The sequence below is a fragment of the Thauera sp. ZXT1-4 genome, assembly GCF_052598215.2.
The window spans coordinates 22,111-29,839 of the sequence record NZ_JBQWSN020000030.1; the positions used below are offsets into that span (position 1 = coordinate 22,111).

The window sequence follows — 7,729 nt, forward strand, 5'->3', positions numbered from 1 at the left end:
AACACCCCGCTGGACTTGATCTCGATCAGTCCTTCGGCAATTTCGCGATCATCGGCGCGGCGCCGACACGATCCTGCAGCCAGCGCACGAACTCGGGCAGGGGGATCGCGCGCGAGAAGTGGAAACCCTGAAGATGGTCGCAGCCGAGTTCCGCCAGCAGGGCTGCCGTCTGCGCGTTCTCGACACCTTCGGCAGTGACGACGATTCCCAGGCGGTGCGAGAGATCGACGATGGAGGAGGCAATCTCGCGATCGCGCGGCGAGGTCGCGAGATCGGTGACGAAGCTGCGGTCGATCTTCACCTCCTGCACCGCGAAGTACCTGAGGCGGCTCATACCGGAGAAACCGGTACCGAAGTCGTCGATGGAAAAATTCACCCCCAGTTCGCGCAGGCGTTGGAACACGCGGGTCACGTTGGCCCCGGCGCTCTCGTCGACCATGCTCGTCTCGGTAATCTCCAGAACCAGCCCCTCGGCAGGAACCCGCCAGGTTTCCAGTGCCTGCCGGATGAGGTCCGGAACTTCGGCATCGTAAAGATCTGTCGCCGAGAGGTTGATCGACAGGTCCAGCGCAAACCCCTCCGCACGCAACTCGCTCATGATCTGGGCCGCGCGGTGAAACAGCCAGCGATTGAAGCGATGACGCATGCCGAAACGGTCGATCAGACCGATGACCACCGGCGGCGGTACCCACACGCCATCGCTGCCCTTCCAGCGCAGCAGGCCTTCCGCTCCACGGCACTGACCGCTCGCGACATGGAGCTTGGGCTGAAGGTGCAGCTCAGGTTCATGTCCGCCGGCGAAGGCTTCACGCAGCTCGCGCTCGAGTGTCGCACAGGTGGGCGTACTGCGCTCCATCGAGGCCTCGTAGACCAGGCTCGTCCGATCCGATCGACCGGCGACGAGCCCCGCGATCCGGGCGGACTGAACGAGATGGAAAGCGTCGCGCCCATGGTCGGGGGAGAGTGCAGCCCCGCACACCACGCGCAGGGGCAAGGCCACGCCATCGAGCCGCACCGGGTGCTCGGAGAAGGCGCGCTCGAGCTTGAGCATGGCGAGCGTCAACACCCCAGCGCTCGCCACGCCGGGCAGAGAGATGAGCCACTCCTTGCCATCCACCTGGAACACCGTGTCGCGCGGACGCAGGCAGGCGCTGATCCGGCCGCCGATCTCGCGCCCCAGATCGCGCAGATGTTCGAGCGGCAGGCGGTAGAAGGTGGTGTCGGGCTGGGCATAGAGCGCGACCACCCCCACACTGGCACGCTCTTCGTCCCGCTCGGTGATTCGGGCCGAAACCTCGGACAGCGCGGCAAGAAAACCGGTCGGAGTAAGGGTGTCCATGGTCAGGCCAGGTAGAAATCTGCAGGGTCGATGCCGTACGAATCGGGCGGCAGCGCCTGGGTGATGCGATACGGCAGCCCTTCTGGCGTGGCGGGCTGCATGAGCAGGTTGAGCGTGCGCGGGAAGCGCTCGACCGTCTTGTCGGGCCCGAGCAGCACCAGCACCGTCGGCCTGAGGCGGCGTACCTGGTTCTGCTGGATGACGACGGCGACCTCCCCGGTGTTGAGCTCGACGAGCGTGCCGATCGGGTACAGTCCGATGCACTGGATGAACTGGTCCACGAGCACATCTCGAAACTGCTTGCCGCGCAGGCGGTTGAGCGTCTCCATGGCATGCTGGCTGGACACCGCATCGGAATACACCCGTTGCTGCGTCATGGCGCAATAGGTATCGACGATTCCGGACATTTCTCCGGGAAGCGGGATGTTCATGCCCCAAAGGCCGCGCGGGTAACCTGAGCCGTCATAGCGCTCATGGTGGACGCCCACGATGGCCAGCACCTCACGGTCAACCTCGGCACTTTCACGCAGGATCTTCAGCGTGTTTGTGACATGCGCCTTGACGTGCTCGAACTCCTTGGTCGTGAGCGGTCCGGCCTTGCGCAGCAATGCGTAGTCGATCTGGATTTTGCCCAGATCCTGCAGCAACCCCGCAAATCCGAGACGGCGAACCTCCTTGCTGTCGAACCCGACGAAGCGGCCAAAAATCATCAGATACACCGAGACATTGACCGCGTGGTCGTAGCTGTACTGGTCGGTGCGCTTCAGCCGCGTCAGCCAGAGCAGCGCATCCGGATTGCGCTCCAGCCCCCCCGCCATCTCGTTGACGAGGCTCTGGACAACTTCGGCATCGAATCGCCCGCCGCCGTCGATGGCCAGTCTGACTTCGCGCAGCACGCGGAACACGTCATCCACAATCGGCGCCATGTAGCGCAATTCTGCCTCGAGTTCGCTACGTCTGGTTCCGCTATCGATCGGTGGCAGTTCGGGGAGCCGCTGGGAGTGGATCTTGCCCTTGAAGTCGCGCAACAGGCACAGAAAGCGGCGCGCCTCCTGGCGCGAAGCCAGAAGATCCTCCGGGATGCCACCCTCGCGCCCGAGCAGCAGGTCATCTTCTTCGCCGATCGCCTTGTCGCTGAACTGGTCTCCCGTCGAGCGCAGGCGGTCGATCACCACCGTGCGGCAGTAGTTCTGCAGCGCCCTGAGCTGGTCCGTATTCCTGAGCAGAAAGCCCTGCATCAGAAAAGGCGTCTCCTCCCACGGTCGGTCGATGTCCGCGATGAACATTCCGATCCTGAGGTCGCGCGTTGCTATCGTCTGCCGCAATGATTACTCCGGTTGATGACCAGACACACTCCTCCCTGTCCATCGATAACGGCATCCGAAGCCCGCACTTGAGCGCCTCCCAGCTGCGGTACGCCCCAAAGCAGGCATCACGGCCGCATCACCCCAGCCACAGCCGCGCGTTACGGAACATGCGCAGCCAGGGAGAGGCGTCCGGGCTTTCGTTCACCAGCCACTGCGGCGCCCACGACATCTGCAGCGTACGAGCCGTGCGCTCCGGGTGCGGCATCATGATCGTGAATCGACCGTCCGCGGTGGTGAAGCCAGTGACACCTTCGGGCGACCCATTGGGGTTCGCCGGATAAGCTTGTGCGGGATTTCCATGGTTGTCGACATAGCGCAACGCTACAAGCGCGCGCGCCCGGTCGCCCTCGTTGCGGAACACCGCCCTGCCCTCGCCGTGGCTGACCACGATCGGCATCCTGCTGCCCGCCATGCCCTGCAGCAGGATGGACGGACTCTCTGGCACCTCAACCATCACGAAGCGCGCCTCGAACTGCTCGCTGCGGTTGCGATGGAAGGTCGGCCAAGCCTCGGCGCCTGGAATGATCGGCGCAAGGTGGGCCATCATTTGACAACCGTTGCAGACGCCGAGCGCGAAAGTGTCGCTGCGACGGAAGAAGGCTTCGAGCGCATCGCGCAGACGTTGGTTGAACAGGATGGACTTGGCCCACCCCTGGCCCGCACCGAGCACATCGCCGTAGGAGAAGCCACCGCAAGCCGCCAGCCCATGGAAGTCGGCGAGATCGATGCGATCCGCCTGCAGGTCGGACATGTGCACATCGACCGGCGTGAAACCGGCGCGCTCGAAGGCGGCCGCCATTTCGAACTGGGAGTTCACACCCTGCTCGCGCAGCACGACGACCTTGGGCCGCGCGCCACCGGCGACGAAAGGCGCCGCTACATCCTCGCGGACGTCGAAGGTCAGCGCGACCGACAGGCCGGGATCGCTGGCATCGGCGAGCGCCTCGAACTCCTGCTGTGCGGATTCGGGATCGTCGCGCAGCTTCGCGATGCGATGGCTCGTTTCGGACCAGGCCTGCAGCAGTTCCACCCGGCTGGCGGCGAAAACCAGCTTTGCGTTGCGGCGGAAGCGGATCTCGTCCTTGTCGTTCGGCTCGCCGATGAAGTGGTAGGCAAGCTTCGCGGTGCGCAAGACCCCGGTGATGCGGGCGCGGTCGTCGCGGCGGATCTGTATGACCGCGCCGAGCTCCTCGGCAAAGAGGCCAGCGAACAGGCGATCGTCGAAGCGACCCTTGAGGGAGTCCGGTTTCTTCTCCAGGCCGTCCACGTCCATCATGTAGGGGTCGTAGCAAACAGTGTCGAGAATCAGCGACAGGCCGCACTTCGCGGCAAAGGCCATCTCGCACACGGTTGCGAAGAGACCACCGTCAGAGCGGTCATGATAGGCGAGCAGCAGGCCATCACGACGCAACTGCTGGACCGCATCGAAGAACGCCTTGAGCTGGTGCGGATCTACGTCGGGCGCGTGCTCACCGACCGCGTCATAAGCCTGGGCCAGTACCGAGCCGCCAAGGCGGTTCCTGCCGTTACCGAGGTCGATCAACAGCAGCTCGGTTTCCACACCTTCAGGCAGATGCAGCTGCGGGGTAAGCGTGTTGCGGATGTCCTGCACCGGAGCGAAGGCGGTCGCGATCAGTGACAGCGGGGAGACGACCTGCTTGTCCTCCTCACCGTCACGCCAGGCGGTGCGCATCGACAGCGAGTCCTTTCCCACCGGGATCGAAACCCCGGCGCTGATGCAGAACTCGGAGACTGCCTGCACGGTGTCGAAGAGCTTCGCGTCCTCGCCACGGTGCCCAGCGGCCGCCATCCAGTTGGCGGACAACTTCACGTCCCCCAGCTTCTCGATATCGGCCGCGGCGATGTTGGTGATCGCCTCACCAATCGCCATGCGACCCGAAGCCGGCGCGTCCACGCAGGCCAGCGGCGTGCGCTCTCCCATGGCGAAGGCTTCGCCGCGGTAGCCCTGGAAGCTCATCGCGGTGACCGCGACGTCGGCCACCGGCACCTGCCAGGGACCGACGAACTGGTCGCGCGCAGTCAGGCCACCGACCGAGCGGTCGCCGATGGTGATCAGGAAGCTCTTGCTCGCCACCGCGGGCATGCGCAGCACGCGCATACCGGCTTCCTGCAGGTCGAAATCGGTCGTATCGAAGGGCGGCAGGTGCACCGCGCGGCGCGACACGTTGCGCGTCATCTTCGGCGGCTTGCCGAGCAGCACCTTCATGTCCATGTCCACCGGCTTGTTGCCGAAGTGGCGGTCGGACACCGTCAGACGGCCGTCCGCGGTAGCGGTACCGAGCACCGCGAACGGGCAGCGCTCGCGCTCGCAGAAGGCCTGGAACATCGGCAGGCTCTCGGGCGCGATCGCGAGCACGTAGCGCTCCTGCGATTCGTTCGACCAGATCTCGCGCGGGCTCATGCCCGGCTCCTCGATGTGCACCTCGCGCAGTTCGAAGTGCGCACCCAGGCCGGCGTGGTCGGCGAGTTCGGGCATCGCGTTCGACAGGCCGCCCGCGCCGACGTCATGGATGGCGATGATCGGGTTCTTGTCACCCTGCTGCCAGCAGGCGTCGATGACCTCTTGGCAGCGGCGCTGGATCTCCGGGTTGCCGCGCTGCACCGAGGCGAAGTCAAGATCGGCGGTGTTGGTGCCGGTCGCCATCGACGAAGCCGCACCGCCCCCGAGACCGATCAGCATGCCCGGGCCGCCAAGCTGGATCAGCAGCGTACCCGGCGGGAAGGTGGGCTTTTCCGACTGCTGCGCCTGGATGCTACCCAGGCCGCCGGCGATCATGATCGGCTTGTGATAACCCCGCACCTCACCCTGCACCGCCTGCTCGAAAGTTCGGAAATAGCCGGCGAGATTGGGGCGGCCGAATTCATTGTTGAATGCAGCGGCACCGACCGGCCCCTCGATCATGATGTCGAGCGCGGAGGCGATGCGCTCTGGCTTGCCGTAGGGTTTCTCCCAGGGCTGGCCGAAATCCGGAATATTGAGGTTGGAGACCGTGAAGCCGGCCAGGCCGGCCTTGGGACGCGAGCCGCGGCCAGTCGCGCCCTCGTCACGGATCTCGCCGCCGGCGCCGGTGGCCGCGCCCGGGAAGGGCGAGATCGCGGTCGGGTGGTTGTGCGTCTCGACTTTGGCGAGGATATGAGTCTCCTCGTCATGATAGCGGAAAGCGCCGTCGGCATCGGGATACAGGCGGGCAATGCGCGCGCCTTCGATGATCGAGGCGTTATCCGAATACGCGACCACCGTGCCGTCAGGGTGGGCCTTGTGCGTATCCTTGATCATGCCGAACAGGGACTTCTCCATCGGCCGCGCGTCGATCACCCAGTCGGCGTTGAAGATCTTGTGACGGCAGTGCTCGGAATTGGCCTGGGCGAACATCATCAGCTCGACGTCGGTCGGATTGCGCCCGGAGCGGCTGAAATTTTCGACAAGGTAGTCGATCTCATCGTCGGAAAGCGCCAGACCAAGATCGCTATTCGCGCTCTCAAGCGCGGCGCGCCCGCCAGCGAGGATATCGACCGTGGTGAGCGGCTGCGGCGCATAGTGGTGAAACAAGGCGTCGGCCTCGTCCTCGCCACCGAGCACGGACTCGGTCATGCGGTCATGCAGCAGGGCGAGCAGCGCGGCGTTCCCTTGAACCCCGCGTGCATCGATCGAATACGCAATGCCGCGCTCGATGCGTACGATCTTGTCAAAACCGCATTGGTGCGCGATATCCGTCGCCTTCGATGACCAGGGCGAGATGGTGCCGAGACGCGGCACGACGAGTACCATCACACCGCCGGGAAGCGTCTCGCTCTGGGGATGCGCATCGAGCAGACTGACCAGGCGGGTGTGCTCCTCATCGGCCAACGGAGCCTCCAACTCGATGAAATACCGGAACTCCGCCGCCAGGCCGGCGAGCTTTGGAACCACGCCCTCCACTGCACGGCTAAGACGTTCCAGACGGGAAGGTGAAAGCGCCGCAGCGCCACGCAGTTTGAGGATCGAGGTCATGATTCTCGGAAGCAAGGTCTGAAGACTGGCCGTCGCGGGATGGCATCCGGCAGGACCCTGGATTATAACCGAGCCCCCCGTTGCGCTCGGGCGTTGTAGACTGCAGATCTCTTATTTGCGGAAGTTGGACGTGGCGGACATCAATTACCTTTGGGCGCCTCCAGCGCCCGTGACGCTACCAGTGCGCGGCACGAGCGCACGCCTCCCGGTAAACCGCGTTTTTTTCGTCGGGAGGAACTACCAGGCACACGCGAAGGAAATGGGCACCACCGTCGACAAGGCGACCATGCGCCCCGTCTACTTCACCAAGTTCGCCCAAATGGTCGTGGCTGCGGGCGGATCAGCGCCCTACCCCCCTGAAACGCAAGACTATCATCATGAGGTCGAGTTGGTGGTGGCCCTCGGCACTGGCGGCTTCCGAGTCACCCCCGACGCCGCGATCGGAATGATCTACGGCTACGCCTGCGGTCTGGACATGACCCGGCGCGACCTGCAGGCCACCGCAAAGGCCAAGGGCAATCCCTGGGACGTGGCAAAAAACGTGGAAAACGGCGCGGTCGTCGGCGAAATCACTCCCGCTGAGGGACGTATCCCGTCCGAGGGCGAGATCTCGCTCTACGTCAACGGGGAAGTCCGCCAGCACGGCAACCTCTCCGACATGATCTGGAGCGTCCCCGAGATCATCTCCGACCTCTCAAGCTACTACCACCTTGAACCCGGTGACCTGATCTTCACCGGTACCCCTGAAGGCGTTGGCCCCGTCCAACCGGGCGACCAGTTGGAAGGGCGCATCGAAAGGGTAGGAACCCTCAGCTTCAAAATCGCCCCCCCGGACTGACTCTCTCGCCGAGCAGGTCACGGCAATATCCGCCTTTATGTTGCTGCGGGTATTGCGCCCGTGTTTGCGCTCACGGGTGTTTTTTTGCTTTTTTTTGACGCACGAACGCCCTGATGAGTTTATGTTCATCAGGGCGTTGTGTAGTTGGGTTAGTCTGACGATGACCTACTTTC

At 64.2% G+C, this 7,729-nt stretch carries 4 protein-coding genes; 1 reads left to right on the forward strand and 3 read right to left on the reverse strand.

Going from position 1 to position 7,729, the window contains the following annotated elements; genetic code table 11:
• Nucleotides 1–25: 25 nt before the first annotated feature.
• The 3 genes from ACUH78_RS16365 to purL form a co-directional block, all read right to left on the reverse strand.
• Complete coding sequence (locus ACUH78_RS16365) at nt 26–1,339, reverse strand: EAL domain-containing protein (RefSeq protein WP_445334016.1); 1,314 nt, start codon at nt 1,337–1,339, stop codon at nt 26–28.
• Nucleotides 1,340–1,341: 2 nt separating this feature from the next.
• A complete protein-coding gene (locus ACUH78_RS16370) occupies nt 1,342–2,664 on the reverse strand; it encodes an HD-GYP domain-containing protein (protein WP_445334015.1) in 1,323 nt (440 codons plus the stop codon).
• Between the two features lie 118 nt (nt 2,665–2,782).
• Nucleotides 2,783–6,718 carry a phosphoribosylformylglycinamidine synthase gene (gene purL / locus ACUH78_RS16375; RefSeq protein WP_445334014.1) on the reverse strand — a complete coding sequence of 1,312 codons (3,936 nt, stop codon included), beginning with the start codon at nt 6,716–6,718 and terminating at the stop codon, nt 2,783–2,785.
• A 130-nt stretch (nt 6,719–6,848) separates the two neighbouring features.
• Here purL and ACUH78_RS16380 point away from each other — a divergent pair, with 130 nt between their 5' ends.
• Nucleotides 6,849–7,556 carry a fumarylacetoacetate hydrolase family protein gene (locus ACUH78_RS16380; protein WP_445334013.1) on the forward strand — a complete coding sequence of 236 codons (708 nt, stop codon included), beginning with the start codon at nt 6,849–6,851 and terminating at the stop codon, nt 7,554–7,556.
• Nucleotides 7,557–7,729: the final 173 nt, after the last annotated feature.